Origin of the sequence: Halomonas sp. 707D4 (assembly GCF_024158685.1) — a bacterium.
Classification (GTDB): Bacteria; Pseudomonadota; Gammaproteobacteria; order Pseudomonadales; family Halomonadaceae; genus Vreelandella.
In genome coordinates, this window is the sequence record NZ_JAMZBD010000416.1 from 1 (window position 1) to 2,710 (window position 2,710).

Here is a 2,710-nt window from a genome sequence, read left to right on the forward strand (position 1 = left end):
CATCAACGGCTCGCCGAGGGCCTCGAGCAGCGCGTGGGTGATGCGGTGATCCGGCACGCGCACGCCGATCGAGCGCCGCTTGGGATGCAGCAGCAGGCGCGGCACCTCGGTGGTCGCTTCGAGAATGTAGGTGTAGGGGCCGGGGGTGTGGGCCTTGAGCAGCCGGAACACCGCGTTGTCCACCTTGGCGTAGGTACCGATCTCGGAGAGATCCGAACACACCAGGGTGAAGTTGTGCTTGTCGTCGAGCGAGCGCAGCCACTTGATCTTGTCGATCGCCTTCTTCTCGCCCAGGTGACAGCCCAGGGCGTAGCCCGAGTCCGTGGGGTAGGCGATCACCCCGCCCTGGCGAATGATCGACACGGCCTGATCGATCAGGCGCTTCTGCGGATTTTCCGGGTGAATCTGGAAATATTGGCTCATCGCTGACTCCTTGGCTTGATGCATCGCCACGCGGCGTTGCGCCGGTGACGCCGTTAAGCATAGCCCAGGAACGCGTCGGCGCGGCTAGCCTGCCGCGCCGAGCAGCCCGGCAGGTGCCTCCTGCATGTGGAGAAGCCGGGGGTGTCGCCAGATCGGCCGGGCGGCGGTGCGCGGGATGTCGCTCATGCTGCCGGGGGCGGCGTGGCTGCCGGGAAAGTGGAAATCGCTGCCCAGCGAGGCGAACAGCCCGCGCTCGTCGAGCTGGCGGGCCAAATCCCGGGTGGCGTCCATGTTCTGATGACCGCTGACCAGCTCGACGGCCTGGCCGCCGGCGGCGCGAAAATCGTCCATCAGCAGCCCGCGCTTGCGGCGGGTCAGCCCGTAGAGGAGCGGGGGGGCGATCACCCCCACGCCGCCCGGGTCGACCACCCAGCCGACGACTTCCTTGATGTCCGGCCACTGGGCCTTCACGTCGCCCTTCTTGCCGCTGCCCAGATAGCGCTTGAAGGCGCTGGCCCAGTCCGGCACCAGGCCGTCGGCCACCAAGGCGCGGGCGAAGTCCGGGCGGCCCAGCGGGCGGTCGCTGCCCGCCTGAAGGCGCGCCTTGGCAAGCGCATCCTCGAGCCCGAGCTTCTCGAGACGCTCGGCGATGATCTCGGCGCGCTGGATGCGCGCCTTGCGCTGGCGTTCGAGCCCTTCCACCAGCGGTCCCTGCACGCCGCCGGGCATCAAGGCCACCACGTGGATCCCGATGCCCTGCCAGCGTGTGGACAACTCGCACCCCGCCAGCAGGCAGAGCCCCGCCCGCTCGGCGGCGGCGGCGGCCTCGTCGACCCCGTCCATGGTGTCATGGTCGGTCAGTGCCATGAACGAAAGCCCCCGGCTTGCGCACAGCGCCACGAGATCGCCAGGCGACAGCGCCCCATCGGAGGCGGTGGAGTGCATGTGCAGATCCACCGGGTAGCGATGATCGGCGTCGAAGGTCTCGGGCAACACGGTGACGGGAAGTCGAAGCATGGGCATGACGTCGTGTGGGGAGTTTGTCAGAATAGGGCGGCTCCCCATTCACGCTAGGCGCGCCATGGTGCGCGTTTCGCCCGACCCGGTCAACCGGGCCCCACGATGGGCAAGCCCTGGCGCTTGCTCCTGAGGACGTTACCCATGCTCTACGCCATCATCAGTGAAGACGTTTCCGACAGCCTCGACCAGCGCCTGAGCGCGCGCCCGGACCATCTGGCGCGCCTCCAGGCACTGCGCGACGAGGGTCGGCTGGTGCTCGCCGGGCCGCACCCGGCCATCGACAGCGAGACGCCGGGGGATACCGGCTTCAGTGGAAGCCTGGTGGTCGCCGAGTTCGCAAGCCTCGAAGACGCCCAGGCCTGGGCGGACGTCGATCCCTACGTCGCCGCCGGCGTCTACGCCAAGGTGACGGTCAAGCCGTTCAAGAAAGTGCTGCCTTGACGCAGGGCCTTGATAATGGAGGGCTGCTGTGCAGCGCCGCCGGGTTTTGCACAGAGGCTGTGGAAAACTCTGTGAAAACACGGCGGACGCTTTTCTCAAAGCGAGAGATAACGCCCCCATCGACAAATTGATCATTTTTTGACCATTTTCCGTGACCCCAGCCAGGAACGCCGAGTGACCAAGCGCCGCCCCGCCCTGCCGCCTCTCGAGGCCCTCACCGCCCCGGAACTCACCTGGGAGGAAGCCGCGCCGCACTCCACGCAGTTCGGCGACGTCTACTTCTCCCGCGAGGATGGCCGCGCCGAGACCGAACACGTATTCCTGAACGCCAACCGGCTGCCGGCGCGCTTCGCCGCCTGGACGCACGCCCGGCCCTTCGTGATCGGCGAGACCGGCTTCGGCACCGGGCTCAACGTGCTGAGCGCCTGGGCCTGCTTCGAGGCCCACGCTCCGCACACCGCGCGCCTTCACCTTTTATCCACCGAGAAGTACCCGCTGGGCCGCGCCGAGCTCGCCAGGGCCCTGGCGGCCTGGCCGTCGCTTGGCGCCTACGCCCGGGTTCTTTGCCAGCAATGGCCGGAACCGGTTGCCGGCATCCACCGGCTGCACCTGGACGAGCGGGTGACGCTGGATCTGCATTTCGGCGACACCGTCGAGCGCCTTTGCTTGCTCGATGGCCAAGTGGACGCCTGGTTCCTCGACGGGTTCGCGCCGTCGAAGAACGCCGCCATGTGGTCGCCGGAACTGTTCGAGGCGATGGCGGCGCGCTCGCGCCCCGGCGCGACCTTCGCCACCTTCACCTGTGCGGGCATCGTCAAGCGCGGCC

4 protein-coding genes are annotated in these 2,710 nt (G+C 68.1%); 2 read left to right on the plus strand and 2 right to left on the minus strand.

Features of this window, described 5'->3' with window-relative positions; genetic code table 11:
* On the minus strand, positions 1-423 hold a 423-nt coding region (locus BIS11_RS14550; RefSeq protein ID WP_253586388.1), incomplete at its 3' end, for an L-threonylcarbamoyladenylate synthase.
* Positions 424-507: 84 nt separating this feature from the next.
* On the minus strand, positions 508-1,446 hold the full coding sequence (locus tag BIS11_RS14555) for a PHP domain-containing protein (protein WP_253586389.1): 939 nt from the start codon (positions 1,444-1,446) through the stop codon (positions 508-510).
* A gap of 138 nt (positions 1,447-1,584) precedes the next feature.
* Between BIS11_RS14555 and BIS11_RS14560 the strand changes: the two genes are divergently transcribed.
* Positions 1,585-1,884 (plus strand): YciI family protein, encoded by a 300-nt coding sequence (locus tag BIS11_RS14560; protein WP_253419878.1) that lies wholly within the window; start codon positions 1,585-1,587, stop codon positions 1,882-1,884.
* 174 nt (positions 1,885-2,058) lie between these two features.
* A partial coding sequence (gene mnmD, locus BIS11_RS14565; RefSeq protein WP_253586390.1) for a tRNA (5-methylaminomethyl-2-thiouridine)(34)-methyltransferase MnmD occupies positions 2,059-2,710 on the plus strand: 652 nt, incomplete at its 3' end.